The sequence below is a fragment of the Lyngbya aestuarii BL J genome (genome assembly GCF_000478195.2).
Classification (GTDB): domain Bacteria; phylum Cyanobacteriota; class Cyanobacteriia; order Cyanobacteriales; family Microcoleaceae; genus Capilliphycus; species Capilliphycus aestuarii.
In genome coordinates this window covers 99,412-125,858 of sequence record NZ_AUZM01000008.1, presented here as the reverse complement: position 1 = coordinate 125,858, position 26,447 = coordinate 99,412, and the positions used below count along the sequence as shown (strand labels likewise).

The 26,447-nt window shown below is 41.9% G+C and carries 16 protein-coding genes, 1 tRNA gene and 1 CRISPR repeat array; of the genes, 11 read left to right on the top strand and 6 right to left on the bottom strand.

What is annotated here, in order from left to right; genetic code table 11:
- The first annotated feature begins 15 nt into the window (after nt 1-15).
- Complete coding sequence (uvrC, locus tag M595_RS05710) at nt 16-1,965, top strand: excinuclease ABC subunit UvrC (protein ID WP_023065102.1); 1,950 nt, start codon at nt 16-18, stop codon at nt 1,963-1,965.
- Nucleotides 1,966-2,062: 97 nt separating this feature from the next.
- Nucleotides 2,063-6,907 (top strand): PAS domain S-box protein, encoded by a 4,845-nt coding sequence (locus tag M595_RS05705; protein ID WP_023065121.1) that lies wholly within the window; start codon nt 2,063-2,065, stop codon nt 6,905-6,907.
- 145 nt (nt 6,908-7,052) lie between these two features.
- On the opposite strand, the gene M595_RS05700 is transcribed toward M595_RS05705, so the two are convergent.
- Together M595_RS05700 and M595_RS05695 are read right to left on the bottom strand one after the other, a co-directional pair.
- Complete coding sequence (locus M595_RS05700) at nt 7,053-8,039, bottom strand: nucleoside hydrolase (RefSeq protein ID WP_023065052.1); 987 nt, start codon at nt 8,037-8,039, stop codon at nt 7,053-7,055.
- 1 nt (nt 8,040) lies between these two features.
- Nucleotides 8,041-8,583 (bottom strand): nucleoside 2-deoxyribosyltransferase, encoded by a 543-nt coding sequence (locus M595_RS05695; protein ID WP_023065020.1) that lies wholly within the window; start codon nt 8,581-8,583, stop codon nt 8,041-8,043.
- Between the two features lie 95 nt (nt 8,584-8,678).
- On the opposite strand from M595_RS05695, the gene rbsK reads away from it, so the two are divergent.
- The 3 genes from rbsK to M595_RS05680 all read left to right on the top strand — a co-directional run bounded on the left by rbsK (nt 8,679) and on the right by M595_RS05680 (nt 11,200).
- On the top strand, nt 8,679-9,596 hold the full coding sequence (rbsK, locus tag M595_RS05690; RefSeq protein WP_023065080.1) for a ribokinase: 918 nt from the start codon (nt 8,679-8,681) through the stop codon (nt 9,594-9,596).
- Between the two features lie 109 nt (nt 9,597-9,705).
- Nucleotides 9,706-10,248 (top strand): DUF2267 domain-containing protein, encoded by a 543-nt coding sequence (locus M595_RS05685; protein WP_023065095.1) that lies wholly within the window; start codon nt 9,706-9,708, stop codon nt 10,246-10,248.
- A 289-nt stretch (nt 10,249-10,537) separates the two neighbouring features.
- Nucleotides 10,538-11,200 (top strand): GUN4 domain-containing protein, encoded by a 663-nt coding sequence (locus M595_RS05680; RefSeq protein ID WP_040483640.1) that lies wholly within the window; start codon nt 10,538-10,540, stop codon nt 11,198-11,200.
- On the opposite strand, the gene M595_RS05675 is transcribed toward M595_RS05680, so the two are convergent.
- Nucleotides 11,197-13,206, bottom strand: coding sequence for a heavy metal translocating P-type ATPase (locus M595_RS05675; RefSeq protein ID WP_023065081.1), 2,010 nt, complete (start codon nt 13,204-13,206; stop codon nt 11,197-11,199). The genes M595_RS05680 and M595_RS05675 overlap by 4 nt on opposite strands.
- Before the next feature lie 159 nt (nt 13,207-13,365).
- Here M595_RS05675 and M595_RS05670 point away from each other — a divergent pair, with 159 nt between their 5' ends.
- A complete protein-coding gene (locus M595_RS05670; protein WP_023065026.1) occupies nt 13,366-14,889 on the top strand; it encodes a hypothetical protein in 1,524 nt (507 codons plus the stop codon).
- 513 nt (nt 14,890-15,402) lie between these two features.
- Here M595_RS05670 and M595_RS05665 read toward each other — a convergent pair.
- Nucleotides 15,403-15,474: transfer RNA gene (locus M595_RS05665), tRNA-Val, on the bottom strand.
- A gap of 88 nt (nt 15,475-15,562) precedes the next feature.
- Here M595_RS05665 and M595_RS05660 point away from each other — a divergent pair.
- Complete coding sequence (locus M595_RS05660; protein ID WP_023065133.1) at nt 15,563-16,234, top strand: metal-binding protein; 672 nt, start codon at nt 15,563-15,565, stop codon at nt 16,232-16,234.
- 3 nt (nt 16,235-16,237) lie between these two features.
- Here M595_RS05660 and M595_RS05655 read toward each other — a convergent pair whose 3' ends face one another.
- The gene (locus tag M595_RS05655; protein ID WP_023065112.1) at nt 16,238-17,674 is read right to left on the bottom strand and encodes an MFS transporter; all 1,437 of its coding nucleotides are present in this window, start codon (nt 17,672-17,674) and stop codon (nt 16,238-16,240) included.
- A gap of 166 nt (nt 17,675-17,840) precedes the next feature.
- On the opposite strand from M595_RS05655, the gene M595_RS05650 reads away from it, so the two are divergent.
- From M595_RS05650 to ligA, 4 genes are all read left to right on the top strand, one after another.
- Nucleotides 17,841-18,443 (top strand): DUF1517 domain-containing protein, encoded by a 603-nt coding sequence (locus M595_RS05650; protein ID WP_023065051.1) that lies wholly within the window; start codon nt 17,841-17,843, stop codon nt 18,441-18,443.
- A gap of 49 nt (nt 18,444-18,492) precedes the next feature.
- Nucleotides 18,493-19,395 (top strand): hypothetical protein, encoded by a 903-nt coding sequence (locus tag M595_RS05645; RefSeq protein WP_023065065.1) that lies wholly within the window; start codon nt 18,493-18,495, stop codon nt 19,393-19,395.
- A gap of 288 nt (nt 19,396-19,683) precedes the next feature.
- Entirely contained in the window at nt 19,684-20,643 is a 960-nt protein-coding gene (locus M595_RS05640) for an Npun_R2479 family HD domain-containing metalloprotein (protein WP_023065019.1), read from the top strand.
- Between the two features lie 30 nt (nt 20,644-20,673).
- Nucleotides 20,674-22,725, top strand: coding sequence for an NAD-dependent DNA ligase LigA (ligA, locus tag M595_RS05635; RefSeq protein WP_023065028.1), 2,052 nt, complete (start codon nt 20,674-20,676; stop codon nt 22,723-22,725).
- A 29-nt stretch (nt 22,726-22,754) separates the two neighbouring features.
- A CRISPR array of direct repeats spans nt 22,755-25,938; the repeat unit is 37 nt; unit sequence GTTTCAATCCCTCATAGGGATTATAGATGATTTCAAC.
- Between the two features lie 228 nt (nt 25,939-26,166).
- Here ligA and cas2 read toward each other — a convergent pair.
- Nucleotides 26,167-26,439 (bottom strand): CRISPR-associated endonuclease Cas2, encoded by a 273-nt coding sequence (gene cas2 / locus M595_RS05630; RefSeq protein WP_023065092.1) that lies wholly within the window; start codon nt 26,437-26,439, stop codon nt 26,167-26,169.
- Nucleotides 26,440-26,447 lie beyond the last annotated feature (8 nt).

The window sequence follows — 26,447 nt, the reverse complement described above, 5'->3', positions numbered from 1 at the left end:
ATAATATAGAAAAGAATGACTTCAACTCAAACCCTAATTTTAATTAAAGATCCCGAACGCTTGGAAAGTCGGTTAACAGAAATTCCATCTGTTCCGGGAGTATATTTGATGCGGGATCATGCAGACAATATCCTTTATATTGGCAAGTCGAAGAAATTGCGATCGCGAGTTCGTTCCTATTTTCGCGACTCTAACCGCCACAGCCCTCGCATTGCGATGATGATCCAACAAGTGGCAGAGATTGAGTTTATTGTTACCGATACTGAAGCGGAAGCTTTGGCTTTAGAAGCCAATTTAATTAAACAGCATCAGCCTTATTTTAATGTGCTGTTGAAAGATGACAAAAAATATCCCTATCTTTGTATTACCTGGTCAGAAGAATACCCCCGGATTTTTATTACCCGCAAACGCCGTTTGGGAAAAGCCAAAGATCGCTATTATGGCCCTTACGTTGATACTCGACTCTTGCGGAGTACCCTACATTTAGTCAAACAGACTTTTCCCTTACGTCAACGCCCAAAACCTCTATTTAAAGATCGTCCATGTTTAAATTATGATATTGGTCGGTGTCCGGGTGTTTGTCAACAGTTGATTTCTCCCGAAGACTATCATCAAACAATGCAAAAAGTGGCGATGATTTTTCAGGGACGCACCGGAGAATTAATTCAACATTTAACCCAACAAATGGAAACCGCCGCCGAGAAGATGAACTTTGAAATTGCAGCGAAAATTCGCGATCAAATCCAAGGTTTGCAGGCTTTAAATGCAGATCAAAAAGTTTCCCTTCCCGATGATCGCGTTTCTAGGGATGCTATTGCTTTGGCGGCGAATGACAAACAAGCTTGTATTCAATTATTTCAAATTCGGGCGGGTCAACTGGTCGGACGGTTAGGGTTTCAAGCAGAAGTCGGACGGTTTCAGCTTGAAGGTTTAGAAAATGATATCAATGTTACCCTAGAAAAAGAATCGGAATTTGGGGCAATTTTACAACGAGTTTTAGAAGATCATTATCACTCTGTTGACTCGGTGGAAATTCCCAGTGAAATCTTAGTTCAATATGAATTACCCGAAGAATCAATTCTGGCTAACTGGTTGAGTGAAGATAAAGGTCGCAAAGTCACAATAATCAATCCGCAACGTCAAAGTAAAGCCGAATTAATTGAACTGGTTGAACGGAATGCAGGTTATGAATTAGAACGAGTTCAAAAATTTAGCGATCGCAATACTCAAGCCTTACAAGACTTAGCAGAAATTCTCGATCTTAGCGATATTCCCCACCGAATAGAAGGATATGATATTTCCCATATTCAAGGATCAGATGCAGTGGCTTCAAAAGTGGTGTTTATTGACGGTTTACCTGCAAACCAACAATACCGTCATTATAAAATTAGAAACCCTGAAGTTCATGCTGGACGTTCTGATGATTTTGCGAGTTTAGCTGAAGTGATTGGAAGACGATTTCGAGATTATCTCACCTTAACGCCGGAAAAAATAGATGCTGACAAACCTGATCTAATTATGATCGATGGTGGGAAAGGTCAACTTTCGGCTGTGGTTAAAGTCTTGTCAGAATTAAATTTGTTAGAAGATCTGCGTGTCGTCAGTTTAGCCAAACAACGAGAAGAAATTTTTCTCCCTGGTGAGTCCCTTCCTCTAGAAACTAACGCTGAACAACCAGGAGTACAACTGTTACGACGCCTACGAGATGAAGCCCATCGGTTTGCAGTCAGTTTCCATCGCCACAAACGTTCTCAACGCCTAAAACGATCTCGTTTAGATGAAATTCCCGGTTTAGGACATCACCGTCAAAAACAACTCCTTGCTCATTTTCGGTCTATCGATTATCTTCGCATAGCAACCCCTGAACAAATCACAGAAGTTCCCGGAATTGGATTAAAATTAGCTCAACACATCTATAATTATTTTCATCCAACATCTGACGAAAAAGATGCAACAATAGATTAAAGATGCGAAATGCTAAAAGACTGTTAGGTTGGGTTGAGGACAACTATGATGATTAGTATAGATAGACTCAAACTCTATAACCCTCGACTGACTTATTATGCCTGCCAGCAGTTTATCCCGATTTGATTCTTGTCTGGATGCGGCGATTAACCCCAACCCATTAAAGGTTTCTCCGCAAACCCCGCTGTGCGAAGTGATTGCTTTGATGTCTCAGGTGAGACAGTCTTGTTCATTGCCCACACCTCGTCGAATTTCGACTGATAATTTGATCCAAGATGGACGAGCAAGTTGTGTTTTGGTGATGGAGGACTCTCGTCTCGTGGGGATAGTGACACAACGAGATATTGTCCGCTGCATAGCGACGGGAATAGTTGATGATCCAGTCAGCGTTTCTTCGATCATGACAACGCCCCCGATCACGCTGAAGCGATCACAATTTCACAATCTATTTACGGCGATTAATTTCCTACGTCAGCATCGCATTCGCCATCTTCCCATTGTATCGGATCGTCAACAAGTGGAGGGGTTAGTCACCTTAGAAAGCCTTCGCAGTTGCTTAAGACCTTTAGACTTACTTCAGTTGAGGCGAGTCGAGGAGGTGATGAGTCCAGAAGTGATTTATGCTTCCCCAAATGTGACTGTCAAACAAGTCGCCCAACAACTGGCCGAATATAAAATTAGTTGTATTGTGATTGTTGAAAAAATCGCGAACAATCAACTTCAGCCTTTAGGCATGATCACCGAAGGGGACATGGTACAGTTTCAAGCCTTGGGGTTAGATGACCACATCCGAGTTGATCAGATTATGGATCAGCCTTTGAAGTTGCTTCATCCCGATGATAATCTTTGGGAAGCCCATCAACAAATGCAGCAACAGCAAGTCCATCATTTAGTTGTGGGGACAGAAACCGGGGTGATCAGTGGAATTGTCACCCAGACGAGTATTTTACACGCGCTTGATCCGATGGAGATGTATACTGTTATTCAAATGCTGCAACAGCAGGTGAGACAGTTACAAAGTCAACGAGTTGAACATCTGACTCGCCAACCTCGACAGCAGGTTACGGTGAATTTGATGCCTGAACAAGACCTCAATGCTGCGATTGTCGAAACGATTAGTAGTTTAGTGGTTGTTCTCGATAGGCAAGGGCGAATTGTGCGGTTTAATCAAGCTTGCGAAGTGCTAACCGGGTATTCGTTTGCGGAAGTACGAGATCAAGTGTTTTGGGAAATCTTTCTGTCTCCTCAGCAACAACAACAAGTCAAAACCTGCTTTCAAAATTTAGAAACTTCTGGCTTCCCCTCTCAACAGGAACTTTTTTGGCAGACCAAAGGCTTACAGGCGCGCATAATTTCCCATTATAATCGTACCCTATTCGACGCAGCCGGTCAAGTGGAATATGTCATTTTAACCGGAGAAGATATTACTCATTGTCGTCAAACCGAAAACGCCCTCAAAACAGCGGAAGAAAACTATCGTCACCTCACCGAAGAACTCGAACATCAGGTGCATCAACGGACTGAAAAATTAACCCAAGAAATTGCCGAATATCGATGCCAAGAAATTGAGTTAAAATGGGAAAAAGAAAGATTAAAGTTTCTACTCTGTTTAAGTCCGGCAATCATTTACAGTTGTCATTATAAAAGCTATAAAACGACATTTATTAGTGAAAATATTCAGACAATTTTAGGATATCAATCCGAGGATTTTCTCAGCAATCATAATTTTTGGTGGAATCATATTCATCCCGACGACAAAATCTTGATCGCGGTAGAACGAGATCAAATCTTAGAAAAGGGTTACTCTTGCTCTGAATATCGTTTCCGTCATCAAGACGGTGATTATCGTTGGATGCGGGATGAAGCCAAACTGATTCGAGATGAAGCGGGAAACCCGATAGAATTGATTGGATATTGGATAGAAATTAGCGAACGTAAACAAATAGAAACCACCCTAACCGAAAGAGAAGCCATTCTCAGTAATTTATGTGAAAACACCACCTTAATGATGGGTGTGATTGAATTAGTCGATGATGATATCTATCATCTTTGGGATAATCCAGCAACGAGGAAGTTATTTAGCTGCAATGAACAGCAAATGAAAAATCAAAGCTGTCGTCGGTTAGGAATGGCTGAAAACCTGATTCAACTCTGGCTAAAACATTGTTACAAAGTGCATAAAACTCAACACCCTGCTCATTGTGAATATACTCACAAAACCCCCATTAGAGAGCATTGGTTCTCAGCCACCTTCTGTCCGGTTCCCGGCAACTTTACCCATCCCCGATGCTGCTATGTTGTTGAGGATATCACCGAACGCAAACACACAGAAGAAGCCCTGCGTCACACCACCCAAAGCCTATTAGAATCTCAACAAATTGCTCATATTGCCAATTGGAACTTTGATGTGATCAGCGGACAAATTACCTGGTCTGAGGAGATGTTTCACATTTTCGGTTTAGAAATCTCCCTGGGTGAACCCAGCTTTGAGGAACTGTTAGAAATGATTCACCCCGAAGATCAAGACCATCACCAACAGGTTTTAGATCGCAGCCTGACGATGGGAGAATACTTTGATATTGAATACCGCCTCATCCGTCCCAATGGAGAATTACGTTATCTCAATACCCAAGGGGAAGTCCGAAAAGACGAACAAGGTCAAGTTATCCGCCTATTTGGGGTGGCAATAGACGTAACCGAGCAAAAACTCGCCGAAGAAGCGTTGTGCGCCTCAGAAGCCCGGTATCGCGCTCTGGTTGAACAAATGCCTGCTGCTGTTTACACAATCACGGTGGGGGAAGCGAGTATGCCCCTTTATATTAGTCCCCGGATTGAACAAATGTTAGGGTATACTGCCGATGAATGGATGAGTAATCCGCAACTGTGGTCTCAACGTTTGCATCCCGAAGATCGAGAGCAAATGAGCAATCGCTTATCTAACCTTCCCACTCACGATCATCCATTTGGCGATGAATATCGCCTGTTAACCCGCAATCAGGATGTCTTATGGATACAGGATTCGGCGGTGGTAATTCGAGACGAAGACGGGACTCCGATTTTGTTGCAGGGGGGGATGCTCGATATTACCGAACGTAAACAAGCTGAAGTTGCACTCCGACAGAGTGAAGAACGGTTTAGTACATTAATTCGGAATCTGAGTGTTGGGGTGATGCTGCATGGTTCTCAAGGAGAAATTTTATTATGTAATCCCAAGGCATCCCAATTGTTGGGGTTGAGTGAAGGGGAACTGTTGGGGAAAACGTCTCTGTCTTCTGAGTGGGAAATTATTCGTGAAGATGGTTCTCCTTTTCCCTATCAAGATCATCCAGTTCCCCAAGCGATTATTACTCGTCAAGCGGTGAAAGATGTATTGATGGGGATTTATCGACCTTCTGCAAAAACGGTAGAGGAAAGAGAGTTACTCTGGATTCTGGTCAGCGCCGAACCCCAACTAATAGAAGACCGAAAAGTTCAACACGTCATCTGTACTTTTAGTGATATTACTATCCTTAAACAAGTTCAGGAAAATTTACGCACCAGCGAACAACTTTATCGCACGATTGCCCATAATTTTCCGAATGGAACTATCTTTTTGTTTGATCGAGATTTACGGTATTTAGTCGCCGATGGTCAAGGACTTGCTCATCTCCAACTGCGTCGAGAAGCGTTAGAAGGTCATCGGTTGTCGGAGGTGTTATCGGCGGAAATCTATACTTCAACTGAACCGTTGTATCAAACCGCTTTGGCAGGAAAGGAACGAGTCGAAGAAGTTCAATACCAAGATCAAACCTATTTGGTGCGGGCGGTACCGATTAGAAATGAAGAAGATGAGGTGATTTTAGGGATGATTGTTTCTCAGAATATCACCGAACAGAAACAAGCAGAACTTGCTTTACAACGGGCTAATCTTCACCTAGCGGAAGTCAACCAACAGTTAGAACAATCGGTGAAAGAGTTGGAACAGCGTCACCGAGAATCGGCTATTATTAATGAAATGATTGAGTTCTTGCAAGCTTGTCATACGCTTGAGGAAGCTTATGGGCCGATTTCTGAGTTTCTTAAACTGCTTTTTCCGAGTTGTGCGGGGACGGTATTATTGAGTAATCAAAATGCTAATCAAGTTGAGTCAATTGCCACATTTGGAGAATTAGCTACTGGAGAACTCAATCTCGCTTTTGATGAGTGTTGGGCGCTGCGACGGGGACAAATTCATCTCGCCCAGGGGAGTCAACCGGGTTTGTTTTGTCATCATGTCGATTGTCATCCCTTACCGACGGCTTCTATTTGTATCCCAACTCTTGTTCAAGGTCAGGCTTTTGGATTATTTTATGTCCGCACTCAAGCGGTAGAAGGTTTGAGTAAGGGTCAACAACAATTAGCCCAAACGGTGGCTGAACAGATTTCTTTGGGTTTATCTAATTTACAATTGCGCGAAGAATTACGCAATCAAAGTATTCGTGATGCCCTGACGGGACTGTTTAACCGTCGCTATTTGAAAGAATGTTTAGTGCGAGAATTTCAGCGATCGCAACGTTCGGGTCAACCGTTAGGAGTGATTATGGTGGATATTGATCATTTTAAGCAATTTAATGATAACTTCGGCCATGAGGCGGGAGATGTGGTGTTGCAGAAGGTCGCCCAGTTTCTTCAGCGTCAAGTCCGGTTGTCAGATATCGCCTGTCGCTACGGGGGGGAGGAGATGACAATTATTTTACCGGAAATATCCCTAGAAAGTGTAACAGCAAAGGCAGAAGAATTGTGTCAAGGAATTCGACAGCTTCAACTCTCTTATCAAGGTAAAGATTTAGGACAAATAACGGCTTCGTTTGGTGTGGCTTGTTTCCCTCAACAGGGGTGTACCCCAGAAGAAGTGATTAAAAAAGCGGATGAAGCCTTGTATCAAGCTAAAGATCGAGGTCGAAATCAGGTGGTTTGTGCTTGAGTAGGGAACGGGGAACAGGGAACGGGGAACAGGGAACGGGGAGAAGTGTTGTAGGGGCGGGTTCTGTCTAAATCTATGTTTTCCTAGAAATAACTTACATAAACCCGCCCCGCTTGCAATTGTGAGCGATTATTTTAGCTAATATTTAATATCTTACCAGCGTTTTTAAATCTTCTACGAAAGCGGCAAATAAGTTTGCTGAATTGACTTGTTGAGCAACCCAAGCGTTTGCTTCTATTTTAGCATGATGACGACGATCAAAGATTGTTTTTCCTGGAGTGAGTTTGCCGACCACTTCGACTTCAACTCGGGCGCGACAAAATTGTAAGGTTTCGGGATAAAATAAATAAGCTAAGGTCACAGCATCATGGACTAAAAATCCTTCTATTCCTTGGGTTTCTCGGTGAGAAAGGGAGGTTTGAGTCATCGCTTGGGCTAAGGCGAGAATAAACTGAGTAATATTGCTTTCGGGGTTCACTTCAGAAATTTTCTGTGCCATTTCGGGGCGAAAAATTAGCGATCGCGTCACATCAAGGGGTAAAATAACGAGATGATTGCTATTGTTAAATACAATTTCTGCGGCTTCGGGACTGTAAGCAATATTAAACTCGGCTTCTGGGGTAACATTTCCGGCGACGTTAAAGGCACCGCCCATAATGATAATTTCTTTGGCTTGTTTTAAAATACCGGGTGATTTGGTTTCGGCGGCGGCTAAATTGGTTAACGGGGCGAGGGCGATCATGGTAATTTCTCCGGGGAATGCTGTTAATTTTTCGATTAAAATATCATCAGAATACCGGGCGTTTTCATAGGACTGTTGCGGAGAAGGTAAAGTTTGGGCTAAATTTCCTAAGCCATCATTCCCGTGAATATGGGCGGCATGATCGATTTCTTTTTGGGTTTTGATTACGCCTCGTCCAACTTCGATGTCCGAAAAATTGTTGAGTTGGAGGAGTTTGCAAGCGTTGGTAAAGGTGAGTTTTGCATTCACATTTCCTTCAACCGAAGTGACGGCTAAAAGTTCGGCTAATTCTTTTTTAACTAAACTCATTAACCACAAAAAAGCAAAGGCATCATCGCCACCTGGGTCGGTATCAAGTATGATTTTGGGTCGGGATAATTGTTGATTCATATTAATTAAAGAGTTGATTGGCTGCAATTGCAACCACTTTCTCAAATACTCGCAATTCTGTATAATAGTTTTGGGGTTCTACGGTTTCATAAACAACACTTCCCCCACTTTGAAGAATCGACCCTTCTAACATTAAATTATCCATCATCTCAAATTGTTCAATCAACATTCCCCGATCATCGAGAGTTTCTGAGGCTTTATTCGTTATTCGTTCACCGTAAAGTTGCCCATCATTACTATACCCAAAGATAGGCTTTCCAAGAGCGGTCATATATCCGATTTCAAACGCCGTACCTGCATCTAAACTCGGACTGCGAAAAGGCGTCATGTTCGCAATAATTAAATCACAATGATTCATAAGCTTAATATTACACTTATAAATTTGCATAGCGGCTTCCCGAGGTTTTAAATTTGTTAAATCTAAACTCCCGTCAAATGGAAATACGCCCTCAAACCCATACTTTTGACAAATCTCTTTCTTCGCCTCAGCCATTTTTAACGGGTCGGGCAAAAAGACATCGGGGCCTGCCAAATAAACTTGCACAACGAAGTTCCTAATTAAGTTAGATGATTTAAGATTAAAGTTATGATATCATCTTCACCAACGTTTTGAGCAACAAAAGTTAAATCCAATCTCTAATGAGTTTAATTGTTTTTGGGAGTATTAACATGGACTTAGTGGTTCAAACTCCCCGTTTACCGAGTCCTGGAGAAACCTTACAAGGGGATCATTTTTTTACAGCCTCCGGTGGAAAAGGTGCCAACCAAGCCGTCGCCGCCGCCCGTTTAGGGGCATTAACCCACTTAGTGGGGCGAGTCGGGGAAGATAGTTTTGGTCAGGAACTTCTAGCCCATCTCAACGAAACAGGGGTACAAACCGAAGGGGTAAAAGTTGACTCCCAAACAAGTTCTGGTGTGGCAATGATTGCAGTTGATCAAAACAGCGAAAATACAATTATTATTATTCCGGGGGCAAATGGTCGAGTTGAAGGTTTAGATGTTGACAGACTGAAGAATTTATTCCCTCATGCCAGTGCATTATTGTTACAGTTAGAAGTGCCTTTACCTACAATTATTGATGCTGCCAAAGCGGCTAAAAAAGCCGGAGTAAAAGTGATTTTAGATCCCGCCCCCGCCCCAGAGAGTTTACCGGATGAACTTTACTCGTTAATTGATATTATAACACCCAATGAAACCGAAGCCAAGCAATTAACTGGATTTGATTTATCAGCAGAAAATAACTGGATTCAAGCCGCCAATTTTTTTCTCAACCGAGGCGTTCAAACGGTGGTCTTAAAATTAGGGGCGTTCGGCGTTTTTTGTCTGAATAAAGCCGGACATTTTCGAGTTGAAGCTTTCCCGGTTAAAGCGGTGGATACAGTGGCGGCAGGAGATGCGTTTAATGGGGCAATGGCAGCGGCTTTTGAGCGGGGGTTATCGTTGAGAGAAGCGGTAATCTGGGGAACAGCAGCAGGGGCGTTAGCAACGACAAAATCCGGGGCGCAACCTTCACTTCCGGACAGAGAAACCTTTGAGGCTTTTCTGAATTCTCACTAAATCTCTACCCTTCGATACCTAATATCTCTCACTTCTGGATGAGGAAATAATGCCGAAACTTCTACTAAACTTAACTCATAAAATTGATCCTAAAAAAAAGGAAATAATAATGCCTGATGACATAAAAAATAAAGACTTACCTGAAGTCGATCCGACGGAAGTTGAAGATAGAAGAACTGTTATAGCCGATGAACATCGCTCTTTTCTAGAAGAAGTGATGAAAAAAAGTGGAATGGCGGATCTCTACGATGCGAGAGATTTTACTGAGGTTGTCTTCCGGGTGATGCGGGATTTAATGACCACAGAAGCCGCTGATCGGGTAGAATCTGAACTGCATAAAGAAGCAGTACCGACGAAAGAAAAAGCACTCCAGATGGAAGTTGCTGAACTGTGGAAAGATACCAATCCTATTGTAGGCTTTTTAAGTCGGGTTCGTCCACCTTGGCAGGGGCCTGGTATTTTTAAAATTGATTCTGATCGCTTCTTATTTCGAGTGGCAAATGAAGGCGGACTTCCGAAAACTGTTGATCGCGAACAAGCGGTAACGGCGGTATTTTCGGCAACAAAAGAGGAACTTTCAGAAGAACGTATAGAAGAAATTAACAGTTGGCTACCCGCCGGAAAAGTCAAAGAACTGTGGCAACAGGCTTAAGCGGTCTGTAGTTTTTAAAAACAGATAATGGCTGGCTAAAAAAGGTTGTTATTGTTCAGGGTGATTAAATGCTAACAGAAGCCGATTTTTAGTCTATTTATCTGCTTCCTGTTGGTTAATTAACTGAGTTTTTCTTAACTTCTTGATCCGTTCAAGGGAATAGGAAAGTAAACAAGAGTTTGTCTTAACATTCTTAATTTATATTTCCTGTTCCCGAAAAACGTCTCGGATTTTTGAAGAAGACTGAAAGACTCAATTGTTCACCCTAGAATTGAATCAAACCTGTAAAATGCTGATTAATACAGACAAAAAAACTCAATTTAATTTCTGGATTTTGATTGCGTTTATCCTCGGATTTTCAGGATTATTCTTGGGGATAAGCCCGAAACAATTCCCGGCTGAAAACGCAAGAGCGGTCGAGAGTGAAGCCAGAAAACAGATCAAAAATCAACTTTATAAAGAATTAGAATATTGGCTAAAAAGAAAAGAATGGAAGCTTGCCGATCTGATTACGGGAAAAATTTTACTCAATCTTGTTGATAGTACCGAAAAGGGTTGGTTTGATATTGAAGCGCAGCAACAAATTCCCTGTCAAGATATCAATAAAATCGATCAACTCTGGCTCAAATATAGTGAAAATCGGTTTGGATTTAGCGTTCAAAAGCAAGTCTTTTTGAAACATAATAATGATTTGCAAGGGTATAATGAACCGATTAAATTTAACAATTGGACGGACGGACATGAACAATTTGCAAGGGATGTCGGATGGCTAAAAGAGGGAAGATGGTTGAAATACTCGGAATTAGTTTGGAACAATATTAAAAACGCTCCTAAAGGACATCTTCCCATCGGAGTTCGAGTTTGTACCTTTGGAGAAAACCCCCAATTATGTTGGGGAATTAAAACCGGATTGAGATTTTCCCTGCTCTCGCGACAATGTATAATCAACTAAGCTTTTAATAACCTTAAACCGCTTAACGTGACTAACACTGTCGATCCTTCATGTCCAATTACCCCTAAAGGAAGGTTAATTTGTCCGGCAAAATTAGCAATTAAAAGCAGACCAATAAAGGATAAAGCAAACACAATATTTTGGCGAACAATTCGATTAGAACGATATCCCAAACGAATCGCTTCCGGTAACTTATCTAAACGGTTCGCCATTAAGATAATATCTGCCGTTTCTAAGGCTACATCGGTTCCGGCACCGCCCATGGCAATTCCCACCGTTGCTAAGGCTAAAGCGGGTGCATCGTTAATCCCATCCCCAATCATGGCGACGCTGTTATATTGCTGTTTTAACTGACGAATTACGGTTAATTTATCTTCGGGTAATAGATTTGCATAAACCCCTGTAATTCCCAAAGATTGAGCAACAGTATCTGCTGTGCGTTGGTTGTCTCCGGTGAGCATGACAATCTGTTTAACGCCCATTTTCTTTAACCGTTCTATCACCGATTTTGCTTCGGAACGCACGGTATCGGAAACGGCAATTAAACCCAAAATTTCTTGAGATTGAGCCACCCAAATCACCGTTTTTCCTTCGTTTTCGAGGCGGGTAGTTTCGGCTTGTAATTGTTGATTGTCTTGGGAAAGTTCGGCGGCAACAAAGCTCGATTTTCCAACAATTACCGCTTGATTTTCCACCAACCCAACAATTCCTAAACCGGCTTTGGCTTGTACAGTTTTGGCGGTTAAAAGTTTGAGGTTTTTCTCAGAAGCAGCAGCGGCGATCGCTTCTCCGATGGGATGTTCAGAAACCGCTTCTAAAGCCGCAGCCAGTTGCAGAACTTTTTCGGGAGAATTATCCTGAGTGGGAAGAATTTCAACAACTTGTAATTTTCCGGTGGTTAAGGTTCCGGTTTTATCAAAGGCAATGGCTTTTATGGTGCCGATTTTTTCGAGTTGCGCCCCATTTTTAAATAGAATACCCTGACGCGCCCCGTTGGCAATTCCAGACAGTAAGGTTGGCATAATTGCCGCCATTAACGCACAGGGAGAAGCCACCACTAAAAAGATTAAAGCCCGATAAATGGTGGTTTCCCAATTCCACCCCAAAAACCAAGGCGGAATAATAGCGAGTAAAATCCCGCTAATTACAATAACTTGGGCATAACCCCGCTCAAATTTTTCGATAAACTGTTGAGAAGGAGGGGCTTCAGTTTGGGCTTGTTCAACTAAACGAATCACCCGTTGAATCAGACTACTTTCTGGGGGTAGATGAACTCGCAAGCGTAACGCCCCGTGACCATTTAATGTCCCTGCAAATACTTCATCACCGATACTTTTTTCAACGGGAATAGATTCCCCGGTAATTGAAGCTTGATTGAGACTGCTATGACCTTCTATAATGATCGCATCGGTGGGAATTAATTCGCCGGGTCTGACAATTATAAGATCATTAACTTGTAATTGATGAATTGGAATTTCAACTTCTTCAAAATTTTCGGAGGAGTTATTTATAAACTCGGTTTCTTGTGAGTGAGAGTCAGAAACCAGGTTTGGGTGTAAATCCTGTGCTTGACGCTTGCGAAGGGTGCGGGCGGTATCGGGTGCAACCGCCATTAAACGGCGAATATTGCGTTCGGTGCGTTGCATGGCAAAACTTTCTAACGCTCCGCTAATAGCAAAAATTAGGATTAAAATTGCCCCATCAATAATTAAAGTATAATCCTGTTGCCATAAGCCTAAACTAGCCGCACCCAAAGCTGCAACCATCATCAACAAATCAACATCAAGCTGATGTTCTTCAAACAAGGTTGTTAATCCTTCTTTGGTGCTTTCATAACCGCCAATCACATAAGCAACGGTTAACAAAAATAAAGCAATACCCACCGAAGCGAAGTTTAAACTCAGCCAACCTAAAATCACCAATACTGCACAACTCACAGCAGCGACAGCTTCGGGATATTTGTGGAGGAGTTGACGAAAATCTGGAGTAGAAAAAAGACGTGTCATTTGTTGTGTAAACTCTAACCCTGTTTTTAGTTTAAGACTCCCTCTCAAAAACAAATCTAAAATTTGACTAAAAATTTTTCCCCTAATGTTGGCTCAAACATGGTAATCTTGTAAAGGGAAAATATCTGTCTGCACAGACCCTTTCAGCTAAAAACTTCGATGATGCAATTCCAGACTAAAACTCAATCTTGGCTCAAAAACAGTCAGCCTGTGGATCGAGTCGCCACCGCTCTGATGATCGTGTTAACAGTGCTGATTGGAATGATGTTACTCACCGGCGATCGCACGACACCCAGAGTCCGAGAATTTAGCTGGAATAAGAAGAATATTGGTGCTTTTGATACTGGATTTATTCTCACCTTCAATCGTCCTATGAACCGGGAAAGTGTCGAGCGTAATCTGCGAATTGATCCGCCCCTTCCCGGTAAAATTAGTTGGGCAGGACGACGTATGGCTTATACTTTAGTGGAACCTGCACCCTACGGAACCCCTTTTAGCGTGCAGTTGCAGGATGCTCGCGATCAATTGTATGCCGGAAATCAAGGGCAGGTAATTGAACCGTTTACCGGATATTTTCGTACCCGAGATCGGGCTTTTGCCTATATTGGAGTGACAGGAGATCAAGAAGGGCGGTTGATGTTGGTGAACCTGTCTCAAGAAAGCCCTCAACCGATCGCCCTCACCCCCGCCGATTTGGTGGTTTTGGAGTTTGAACCCTATCCCGATGGCGATCAAATTCTATTTTCGGCGATTTCTCGCGAAGATCAAATGCGAGGAAAATTTGAACCCCAACTCTACACGGTGACGACAGGTGTTAATCCCAATTCTCCCCAACACCAAAAAGCCAAACGCCCCAAACCCCCCGGAGAAGTGAAGTTAATTGTCGAGAGTCAAGATTATCGTAATCTCAAATTTGACTTGTCTCCCGACGGGGAAATGATTGTGGTTCAGCGCGTTAAAAAAGACAATCCGGCGGATTTTGGCCCCTGGATTATTGAGTCGGGTCGGGCGCCCAAATCTCTAAAAACCGAAGGGGGTGACTTTTTGATTGGGCCAGATAGTCAATCACTTCTGATTGCTCAAGGGCCAGATTTAACCACAATTTTACCGCTAGAACCGGGATCGGAACCGTTAGAATTTTTACCGCGATATGGTCAAGTTCTCGGTTTTGCCAATGACGGTTCTGCCGCTGTGATGGTAAAGTTTAACCTTGATGGTACGCGATCGCTATTTTTAGTGAATAATCAAGGAGAAGAACGAGAACTTTATCGCACGCCCCCTTTTGGTAATATTTTGAATGCTCAGTTTGATCCGAGTAATCAGTTGTTATTTTGTCTGTTAACTGAACTGATTGATGAACAGGAAGAATATCAAGAACAGCCTTATATTGCCGTAATTGAGATCAAAACGGGTGAGTTAGCACCTTTAGTGATTTTACCCAATCAACAAGAGATTAATATGAGTTTGTCACCGGATGGTTTAGCGTTGCTGTTCGATCAAACGGTGATTAAAAATCAGAAAAATTCACGGCCTGAGACTTCACCTCGAAGTGAAGGAGGTGATGCAATTATTACCAGTCGGTTGTGGATACTTCCCCTAGAAATATTATCCGATCCAACTCAAGCCGAAATCAAGCCTGAAGAATTACCCTTTTTTGGGTTTAATCCTCGTTGGTTGCCCTAAATTAATTCTGTAAAAAGTAGAACAAAGGGGAAATAATACCTAGTTTGTTAAATCACGATAATTGCCAGCGATCGGATAAAACCCCTGAAAAAAACGCTATAATCTTGATCAGAGTGAGATTACAAGGTTTTTAAGGTTCGATCAGACTAATTTGTTAAGATGAGAGATAATTAGTGACTGTACATTGTTATCAAAGCTACAGGAGAACCAGACCGCTAAGTGCAAAAGAGAAACCAAGATCCCTTAAAAATGGGGATCAGAAACGCAAGCTAGCCTGATCCCCTCGAACTATGCGTATGAAGCTAATCTCACTCTATCCTTTTGCATCTTCCTAAAGTTCTGTCTTAGGGGAGATTTATCTACCGTGCGGGCTAGGGGGAACGATCAAACCTCTGAGGGGTACTCTTTGAGAAGTCGCTCTTGTACAAATCTTGTACCAATGGAAATCTAGACGGTACTGATTCGGTACAAGATCAAGGCTAGAGCCTAGATAGGAAGAAGGTTTTGGGCGAATGGGCGATACTGGACTTGAACCAGTGACGTCCTGCTTGTAAGGCAGGCGCTCTACCACTGAGCTAATCGCCCGTTTTTATCTGTTTCACTATTATAGCACCAAACTGTAAAATAGGAACAATTTATTTGCTCAGATGAGAAATCTGTTAAGCTGCTGCCTATGCCTTCTGGCCGAACTCACGATCGCATTACCCTGTGGAGTTTACCTGTGATCACAGGCTTCACATTCGGGCAAACTCGCAGCAGCCATCTGACATTAATTATTGCCAGTTGTTTTCTGTTCAGTGGCCTGATGTTTGGCCCGGATCTTGATATTCATCGTTCCTACCATTTTCAACGGTGGGGTTGGATGCGGTGGTTGTGGCTGCCTTACCAAAAGAGTGTTCGCCATCGCTCGTTTTTGTCTCATGGCCCTGTGATTGGGACTGCGGTAAGACTCTTGTATCTAACGGTTTGGGTGATAGTTTTGGCAACACCAGTAGTCCTGATCGCTCAATCGGTTTGGGAAGTAGAATGGAGTTTATCTCAAGTTGCTCGAATTATACTGCGATCGCTCTCCCAACATTCAACGGAATGGTTAGCTACTTTTATCGGTTTAGAACTCGGTGCAATGAGTCATTATCTCAGCGACTGGGTAAATTCAGCCTACAAACGCATTCAAACTCAAGGCTTAAGCGGACTTTTATCAAACTCAGCTTATAAACGAGTTAAAACTCAAGGCTTAAGCGGATTATTTGGATCTAAATCGTCCTCAAAAAAACGCAAATCTCCATCAACCCGTCGTCCGCCCACCCCTTCAGTTGCTAAACGCAACTCAACTAAAAAAGACTAAAGATTAGTGACTTGATTGTTTACTTTTCCGTTCATGTAATTTCAATAAAATCTCCTCATGTACCACCTCTGTAATCGGATAAAAATAGGTTAAAATTATCCCCCCAACTAAAACAATTGCTGGAATGGGAGCGATCGCAAACCGAATCGCAAAAATAGCCGAATCTGGTTGCTGAGGGAGTGCTTCTCCCGGAATTCGTTCAAGAAATCCGGCAATTTCTAATGCTTGTCCGACGAGAAACAATCCGACTGCTAATCCCAATTTTTGTAAAAACACCATAAAGGAATAAAAAAGTCCTTCCCGTCGTTGACCTGTATTCAGTTCATCGAGATCAACAACATCTGGGATCATTGACCACGGAATCAGATAAGCCGTAGAAACCCCAAACCCGGCCAAAACAGCTAACAGATACATTAGACTAATCTGACCCGGTTGCAAAAACCACAATCCTACTTGAGCAATTAACCAAACACTAACTCCCATAAAATAAACAACTTTTTTACCATATTTTTTACTCACCTGACTCCAAACAAATAACATAATAATCGCCGTTCCCTGAACGGCAATGGCTGTCAAATAAAAATCAGTGGTTGACAGTTTCATCCGATTTTGAACATAGTAGGGAAGAATCGCCGCAGTCAGTTGAACCCCTAACCAAGAACATAAATAAATTCCGGTAACATATAAAAACGGACGATTTTCAAAGACAATTTTTATTTGTTGAAATAGGGGTGAATTTGGAGATGAATCCGTTATAGGTTCAGAGGTTTTAGCCTTTAAGGTACGATCACGAGTTCCTAACACACACCAAAAGATCGGTAAAACGGAAATAATGGCACAAATTAAGCCGAGAACGAGATATTGTTGTTTGAGATTATCAGGAATTAATAAAGAAATAACTAACGCTAAAATTAAAGATAAAATACTCCCACCGATAGAAAAAGCAAACCGAAAACTATTCAGGCTGGTGCGTTCGTGATAATCTTGCGTTAGCTCAGGGGTGAGTGCAGCATAGGGTAAATTAACAATCGTATAACTGAGATTAAACAGGACAGAAATAATCACGTAGTACCAGAATAAAACCCAAATATTGGTACTCGGAACAAGCCACTGTAAAAAGAAGAAAATCCCAAACGGAATCGCCCCAAACACCATCCAGGGATAACGCCGTCCCCAGGGATGAACCGTGCGATCGCTGAGTACCCCGATAATCGGATCATTAATCGCATCGGAAATTTTTCCAATCATATAAACACTTCCGGCAAGTCCGGCAGGTAAACCCGCCACATTGGTTAAGAAAACCAATAAAACAAACGCCAGAAGGTTAGCCGTAATTGCCGTACCCAGATCGCCCGCACCATAGGCGATTTTAGTAGAAAGATTTAGCTTTTCAGCCAGGGGAAATGAGGCAGGAGAAGCAGGGGAAGACTCATGAGTCATGAAGTTATTCCAAATAATCGTTATAATCGTTATCTTGATATTGCATCGGAAGCCAAACCGTTTCAGTGTTCTTGACCGAATGATCAGCGATGGTATCAACAAATAAACGCGATATCCTAGAACTATAGCTCAATTCACTCCAATTTCTATCAGGAGTAACTCAGTTATGGCAACTCTTGGCAATCGTTTTAATCAATTTTTGGGCAAAACTCGCTTTGTCGTCTCTCGGGTATTGCTGCATTTAGGAGGAGCAGAGGTTTCACCTTTACTCGGTGTTCTCAACCAAGTTGCTCGTAATACTATCGAGGCGGAAGGGGATCTCGAAGTGTTGGGGGAGGGACTGGTTGAAATTTGTCAAAATCTGCTGCAATACGATGTCTATTGGCAATCTGCGAGCAATGAAGGTGATGTTCTCTGGGATGAAGGGGAAACGGCCGATTATGTTGAGGAACTGTTCACAGACTCCGCCCAACGCTATCTCTCGCAACCTTTAGAAGATTTAGCCGATACTCCAGATGTTCCGTTGTCTTTAAGCCCTACGGCAAATCTAGTGGTGATGATTACAATAGCCTGTGAAGGTGAAGTTCCTGCTCTCGAAACTGATTTAGCGAGTACCGAAGCGATGCAGGAGGGGTTAAAGGCGATCATCAACCTGCATTATCAAAATCGTCTCCGTGCAATTCAAATTCACTACTCTCCGGCTCGTTTTGGGGATGAACTCACTAGCGATCAATTATTGCAGAATTTTCCCGAACTGATCCCGCTATAGAATTAGGACTGATTTTGTCGATCAACTTAAGAAAACCTCATTGTGATTTATGTTGCGTAAATTCATCATTGTTTTAATGTCGCTTTCGTTGTGTTGGACAACCCTCGCCTGTGGTTCGTCGAGTACAACGACGACTTCTAATCAAACTCCCACTCAAACCGTTAGCCGAAATCGAACCCAGGCTAACGTTGGTGAATATCCCGTTCAACAAGCCGAATACAACGATGCCAACGGGGAATATAGCTTAATGCTTCTCAATACTCCCCCCGGAACTCCGCCTGTTTATCGGACAACGAACCTGCAAATGGCGCGTCTGACGGATGAACAAATTCAAGCCGGAAAAGGTACTTACGCTCAGATTCAAGGCGATCAAGCCACATTATATCTGACAGAAGACTTTAAAATCCAATACGTTCACAACGTCACTGAAACCCGCACCGATCCCTCTACAGGACAGCAGCAAGTGGTTGTGGTGCGTCAACAGTCGAGTTTTTGGCAACCCTTTGCCGGGGCTTTTGTCGGGAGTGCGATCGCTAATACCCTGTTTGCGCCTCGATATTACGTTCCTCCAGCTTATCAACCCGGTGGTGTCTTAACGGGTTATGGCGGTTATGGGAATACCTATAATAGTGCAGTCAGCGATTATCGTTCTCGTTATAATTCCCCGCCTCCTGCTGTGAAAAATCGCCAAGTCTTACGAACCACCGGAAATATTGCCTCCCCATCCAACAACCGCAATACTCGTTCAACCTCTGGAAATATTGCCTCTCCATCCAACAACCGTACTCCTTCGACCTCTAGAGATGCGAGTCGTTCAACCGGATCTGGGGTAGGTTCGAGTGACTTACAACGATCCAATCAAACTCGTCCTTCTCGAACCCAAAAACGAACTCCTAGCTTTGGGAGTGGACGATCTCGGAGTCGATCAGGGGGGTCAAGGCGCCGTCGTTAAATCAAATTGTCAAGAAACTGTGATTAGTTTTGATTAATAAAGGACAGAGGGTAGAAGGTATTTGCACCTAACAAATTCTCTCTGACCTTTGACCTTGATTAAGATCAGATTATTTGACAGCGATCACAGCTAAATATTGAAAGTCGAAATATAATAAGATTAATCTGTATCTCTATAGAAACTTGATGTTTAATTAAAGACTTCCAGATGATGAATCTGACCGGAAGTTTTTCTACCCTTTAGGGATCGAAAACCTCACAACCTACAAAATAAAATTGAGTTCTGAGTATGTTTAATGCAACTGCGGTTCTTGTAGATGCCTTTTTAGAACGACTGCAAGCAGGCTACCGTCGTACCTACGGGGGTTTCAAACCTGATTACCCTGAAATTATTGCTTGGGTCGGAACCATGGCATTAGAAAATATTGCCAACTGTGATGCCCTCTACCACAATGTCGAACATACGATGTTGGTTACATTAGTTGGGCAGGAAATCATGCGGGGTAAACACATTCGCGAAGGGGGTGTGACTCCTGAAGATTGGTTACACTTTATCATTTCCTTATTGTGTCACGATATTGGCTATGTAAAAGGGGTCTGTCGCTGCGATCAAGAAGCAAACGGACTCTATGCAACTGGAATTAGTGATGGAATGGTTTCAATCCCGATGGGTGCGACCTCTGCGAGTTTAACCCCCTATCATGTTGACCGAGGAAAATTAGTCATTGATGAACGATTTGGCGGCCATAAATTAATCGATGCCGAACAAGTTAAACGCAATATTGAACTCACCCGTTTTCCGGTTCCGGCTGATGAAACCTATCAAGACCGAAATAATTATTCCGGTTTAGCAAGGGCGGCTGATTTGATTGGTCAACTCAGTGATCCTCGGTATTTGAAAAAAATTAGTTCGTTATTTTACGAGTTTGAAGAAGTCGGAACTAACAAAGTTCTCGGTTACAAAACGCCTGGAGATTTACGCAAAAATTACGCTAAATTTTACTGGAATGGAGTATTTCCTTATATTCCAGCAGCGTTAAGATATTTGGAACTGACTCAAGAAGGGAAACAAGTCGTCGCCAACTTATATGCAAATGTATTCCAAGTTGAAAACGAATCTCGAATTGTTGAAGAAGTCAATAATACCCGTTTCGGTTCAGATTCTAATGGGGCTGTTTCTCTTGGAGAAGGAAATTCAAAATACAAAGAACTACCTAAGTTTAGTGAATTAACTGAACTTAATCTATAACGATTAACGGAAGTTTGAATAGAAAATCCTGTGGAACAGCCAACATCAGACATTCAACAGCGCGTACAGAAACTATCGCAACAGCTACATCTTGCTAGCTATGCCTATTATGTTCTCGATGCACCGATAATGGAAGATGCTATCTATGATCAGTTGTATCGAGAACTTCAACAATTAGAAACAGACTACCCTCAACTCATTACTCCCGATAGTCCGACTCAACGAGTCGGGGAAAAACCCGCTACACAATTTACCTCTGTTCGACATAATATCCCGCTGTACAGTCTAGAAAATGCGTTTAATACTCAAGAATTAAAAGCCTGGGAACAACGCGGTCAAAAGGTTCTAAAAACCGAAGAAAAAGAAATTAATTCTTCAGAACCTCTCTATATTTGTGAACTCAAAATAGATGGTTCCGCACTCGCTTTAACCTACGAAAATGGAATTCTAGTTCGGGGTACAACTCGCGGAGATGGGGTAACAGGGGAAGAAATTACTCAAAATGTTAAAACTATTCGTTCTATTCCGCTGCGATTAAAACTAGAAAATCCTCCGCCTAAAGTAGAAGTTCGTGGCGAAGCATTTTTGTCGGTAAATATCTTTGATAAAATTAACCAAGAACGTCAAAAAAATGGTGAATCCTTATTTGCAAATCCTCGCAACGCCGCAGCCGGAACTTTACGACAATTAGATTCAAAAATTGTGCGATCGCGACAATTAGATTTTTTTGCTTATACTCTGCATTTAGAAGAACTAGCGTTAAAAACTCAATGGGATGCTTTAGAACTCTTACAAGAAATGGGATTTAAAGTTAATCCAAACCGTCAACTTTGCCCCTCATTAACCGAAGTTCAAAACTACTTTCAAAGTTGGGAGAGTAGCCGCCAAAATTTACCCTACATGACCGATGGGGTTGTCGTTAAAATTAATCCTTTATCCCGACAAGAACAACTCGGTTTTACCCAAAAATTCCCCCGTTGGGCGATCGCTTTAAAATATCCCGCCGAAGAAGCCCCCACAAAACTTTTAGCCGTTACGGTTCAAGTCGGGAGAACAGGCGCTTTAACCCCCGTGGCGGAGTTAGAACCCTTACAACTGGCGGGAACCACTGTCCAACGGGCGACATTGCATAATAGCGATCGCATCGCCGAACTGGATCTACATATTGGCGATACCGTTATCGTTAGAAAAGCCGGAGAAATCATTCCCGAAGTGGTTCGTAACCTCCCCGAATTACGCCCGACAAACGCCCAACCCTTTCAAATGCCCACCCACTGCCCGGAGTGTGGTCAAGCCGTCGTCAAGCCCCAAACTGAGGCGGTAACACGCTGTATTAATACTTCCTGTCCGGCTATTTTACGGGGTTCTCTGATTCATTGGTGTAGTCGAGATGCAGTCGATATTAATGGAGTTGGGGAAAAGTTAGTTCAGCAATTGGTTGAACGGGAATTGGTTTCAAGCGTTGCAGATTTATATGAATTAACCGTTGAAAAACTGACTCAACTTGAACGGATGGGCGAGAAATCAGCAACAAAAATTGTCAATGCAATTACTGAGTCTAAATCTCAACCCTGGGCGAGAGTTTTGTATGGGTTGGGTATTCGTCATGTGGGAAGTGTCAATGCAGAGTTGTTAACCCAAAAGTTTTCAACAGTGGAACAGTTAGCCAACTCTACACCCGCAGATATTGAAGGGGTTCATGGAATTGGGGTGGAAATTGCAGTGGCGGTTCATCAGTGGTTTAACGTTCCGGCGAATCAAGCTTTAATTGAACGGTTAAAACAACAGGGATTAAATTTAGCGTCTCAACCGTCTACACCTGAGAGTTTATCAGAAAAGCAAGACTTAAAGTTATCGGGTAAAACCTTTGTACTGACTGGAACATTACCCAATTTAAAACGAGATGAAGCCAAGAAATTAATTCAAACTGCTGGGGGAAAAGTAACGAGTTCAGTCAGTTCTAAAACTGATTATGTCGTTGTCGGAGAAGATGCGGGTTCTAAACTGACAAAAGCCCAAGAATTAGGAATTTCGCAGTTATCAGAAGCAGAACTTTTAGAATTGTTGGAGAATTCTGCTTAAATTCCCCTATTTTAAGCCAACCAAAAACTGTTTCAATCCCTCATAGGGATTATAGATGATTTCAACACTCTAGATGGCGCTGCGGAAATTTTAATGAAGCGTTTCAATCCCTCATAGGGATTATAGGTGATTTCAACTCTTACCGCAACAATTCCTACTGCTTGTGATCCGTGTTTCAATCCCTCATAGGGATTATAGGTGATTTCAACCCTGCTACTAACAACGGTAACAGCGTTTGTTTCTACGTTTCAATCCCTCATAGGGATTATAGGTGATTTCAACACCCACAATTGCAATTTTGTTCATTAGTAATAAGTTTCAATCCCTCATAGGGATTATAGGTGATTTCAACAAAATACAAGGCTACTAGAGCTATACAAAAAAGAGTTTCAATCCCTCATAGGGATTATAGATGATTTCAACCGTAGAAATCGCGTAGCGGCATCTCTACCTTTGATTCTAGCCAGTTTCAATCCCTCATAGGGATTATAGATGATTTCAACGTTTGTTGTTGACAACTTTCGCCTCAGCCTTGATCAGTTGTTTCAATCCCTCATAGGGATTATAGATGATTTCAACGAGAGTATGAAAAAACCTCCCCGCGTGGATCAAAGTTTCAATCCCTCATAGGGATTATAGATGATTTCAACTTGTTTATTTACGTCGCAATTTTGATGAAATAGCAGGTTTCAATCCCTCATAGGGATTATAGATGATTTCAACAATATCATCAAGGCGAGATTAGTATTGTCTGTAGATGTTTCAATCCCTCATAGGGATTATAGATGATTTCAACAAGGGTTACGCAAGATTTGAGTTACTAAAGTTTAGTTTCAATCCCTCATAGGGATTATAGATGATTTCAACATTATCTTACTGGGGTTTTGTTGAAGGCATCGATGTTTCAATCCCTCATAGGGATTATAGATGATTTCAACTTGTGCAATCTCGGCGGCGGGTGTTGGTTTTGCACTTTCATCGTTTCAATCCCTCATAGGGATTATAGATGATTTCAACGGAGTTCAAGGGAATCAGAAGCCGCCCGTCTGGTTTCAATCCCTCATAGGGATTATAGATGATTTCAACATTTTAACTCCTATATACTTATCTCCGCCTAAAGAGTTTCAATCCCTCATAGGGATTATAGATGATTTCAACCTCATACTTTTGACACCACAAGACAAACTGATTGTTTCAATCCCTCATAGGGATTATAGATGATTTCAACTGTAATCCTCATTCCTCTATCCCAATCAAAAGTATGTTTCAATCCCTCATAGGGATTATAGATGATTTCAACAGTTTTTTCCCTTCGTAAGAATCGCGAGTATAGTCTGTTTCAATCCCTCATAGGGATTATAGATGATTTCAACGAGCAAGAACTCAGAGCCAAGGAGGAATCTATAAGGTTTCAATCCCTCATAGGGATTATAGATGATTTCAACGTTACACCTTGAAGTATTTTGTGTCATTCTGATTAGTTTCAATCCCTCATAGGGATTATAGATGATTTCAACCTGTGAAACTATGATTAGATTTGCGGGGTTTTTCTGAGTTTCAATCCCTCATAGGGATTATAGATGATTTCAACGTTTTGCTAACTCCACGTTTTATTGACTGATATTCCAGACAAATATTAGTTTCAATCCCTCATAGGGATTATAGATGATTTCAACCAAACACATTATCCACAGACCTATAAAAAGTGTTCCGTTTCAATCCCTCATAGGGATTATAGATGATTTCAACTCGAAGTTCTTCATAAGTGATTGTATCGGGGTCAAGTTTCAATCCCTCATAGGGATTATAGATGATTTCAACAATATTGTTGTTTGAGTATCTGGCAAAATTCTCGTTGTTTCAATCCCTCATAGGGATTATAGATGATTTCAACGTTTTGTTGGCGGATTTTGGTAGAGAAAAATACGTTTCAATCCCTCATAGGGATTATAGATGATTTCAACTTAGGTGCTTTATAGGCTTCATCTGGGCCAAACAAGAAGTAAAAGATGTGTTTCAATCCCTCATAGGGATTATAGATGATTTCAACCTACTGAAGCACTTGCATTGTAAAGAAATACAGGTAAGTTTCAATCCCTCATAGGGATTATAGATGATTTCAACGATTATCACTACCCCTCTAGTCATCAATACCGGGTTTCAATCCCTCATAGGGATTATAGATGATTTCAACTTAGTGAATTTGAAGTGATGCTTGAAAAAATCAAAGTTTCAATCCCTCATAGGGATTATAGATGATTTCAACGAGATTTCAGGTTGTTGATGGTTTCGTGAGCATCTGGGTTTCAATCCCTCATAGGGATTATAGATGATTTCAACTTAGAGCGGTTGTTACCGATCCTTTTTATTGGAAAAAGTTTCAATCCCTCATAGGGATTATAGATGATTTCAACGAAATATTCCACCATCACCACCACCTATGAGAGTTTCAATCCCTCATAGGGATTATAGATGATTTCAACGAGGTCACATGATCCTAATTATTGGCAAATATTCGGTTTCAATCCCTCATAGGGATTATAGATGATTTCAACATACAGACCACGCCATGAAGCTGTTCCAAATCTAATAACTCAAGTTTCAATCCCTCATAGGGATTATAGATGATTTCAACCTCTGATCATTTGTTTTGAAGGTGATACCTGCTCGTTTCAATCCCTCATAGGGATTATAGATGATTTCAACAATTTTAGATATCAAGAATGATATTAAATCGGTTGGTTTCAATCCCTCATAGGGATTATAGATGATTTCAACCCTTCAATTGTAAGTTTTTCGCACACTCAAGAAAGTTTCAATCCCTCATAGGGATTATAGATGATTTCAACCTTTTTCGTTACTGGGTTGAACAGCAACCAACGTTTCAATCCCTCATAGGGATTATAGATGATTTCAACGATACTGCCTGAGAATGTCGGCGGCTGTCCGCGATGCGCTGTTTCAATCCCTCATAGGGATTATAGATGATTTCAACTTTGAGCGGCGATTGATGTACCTTGCGCTGCTTCTGGTTTCAATCCCTCATAGGGATTATAGATGATTTCAACAATTATTTTCTGATACTGGAGTTGCTTTTGAAAAGGTTTCAATCCCTCATAGGGATTATAGATGATTTCAACGTGAAAGCCTTAGCTTTGGCTTGGGCCTTAAATCCCGTTTCAATCCCTCATAGGGATTATAGATGATTTCAACTGCGGTCGCCTCAAAAGCACAACAGATTAAGTTTTCAAGGTTCGTTTGCGCCCGGTTAGGCTTTATAAAATTATAGGTGATCATCGCGATCCTGTCAAAACTGCTGAAACCCTTACCAGATGGGGTGCGCCCACCCCTTAGACAACCAAGACCGTTCAAATCTACACAGAACAAGACTTACAGCCATTTTGTCGCGACACCTGATTTCTACACCCCCCTGGGGGCGCATCATACCAGAAAAATCGAACAATCCCGAGGCATTTCACCGCCAATCCGTTCCACCTTACCATGACAGCACTCACAGAGAAAATAAAACCGAATACTGTCTTTCTCCGCATTAATTTGTTTACTCAAACGACGACGTAACTTCGCGTATTGAGTTTTCGTCAAATCGCACTCAAACACACTATATTGTATCCATTGTCCATAGGATTTGAGAATACTATGAATTTTGGTGCGGCGTTTATCTTCAGAAATATCGTAGCTAATTACAACAAACACAACTTTTC

Bases quoted from the DNA above. Each gene is read 5' to 3' on its own strand.
- uvrC (WP_023065102.1), top strand. From the start codon at position 16: ATGACTTCAACTCAAACCCTAATTTTAATTAAAGATCCCGAACGCTTG.
- M595_RS05705 (WP_023065121.1), top strand. From the start codon at position 2,063: ATGCCTGCCAGCAGTTTATCCCGATTTGATTCTTGTCTGGATGCGGCG.
- M595_RS05700 (WP_023065052.1), bottom strand. From the start codon at position 8,039: ATGAATCAACAATTATCCCGACCCAAAATCATACTTGATACCGACCCA.
- rbsK (WP_023065080.1), top strand. From the start codon at position 8,679: ATGAGTTTAATTGTTTTTGGGAGTATTAACATGGACTTAGTGGTTCAA.
- M595_RS05685 (WP_023065095.1), top strand. From the start codon at position 9,706: ATGCCTGATGACATAAAAAATAAAGACTTACCTGAAGTCGATCCGACG.
- M595_RS05680 (WP_040483640.1), top strand. From the start codon at position 10,538: ATGCTGATTAATACAGACAAAAAAACTCAATTTAATTTCTGGATTTTG.
- M595_RS05675 (WP_023065081.1), bottom strand. From the start codon at position 13,206: ATGACACGTCTTTTTTCTACTCCAGATTTTCGTCAACTCCTCCACAAA.
- M595_RS05670 (WP_023065026.1), top strand. From the start codon at position 13,366: ATGATGCAATTCCAGACTAAAACTCAATCTTGGCTCAAAAACAGTCAG.
- M595_RS05660 (WP_023065133.1), top strand. From the start codon at position 15,563: ATGCCTTCTGGCCGAACTCACGATCGCATTACCCTGTGGAGTTTACCT.
- M595_RS05655 (WP_023065112.1), bottom strand. From the start codon at position 17,674: ATGACTCATGAGTCTTCCCCTGCTTCTCCTGCCTCATTTCCCCTGGCT.
- M595_RS05650 (WP_023065051.1), top strand. From the start codon at position 17,841: ATGGCAACTCTTGGCAATCGTTTTAATCAATTTTTGGGCAAAACTCGC.
- M595_RS05645 (WP_023065065.1), top strand. From the start codon at position 18,493: ATGTTGCGTAAATTCATCATTGTTTTAATGTCGCTTTCGTTGTGTTGG.
- M595_RS05640 (WP_023065019.1), top strand. From the start codon at position 19,684: ATGTTTAATGCAACTGCGGTTCTTGTAGATGCCTTTTTAGAACGACTG.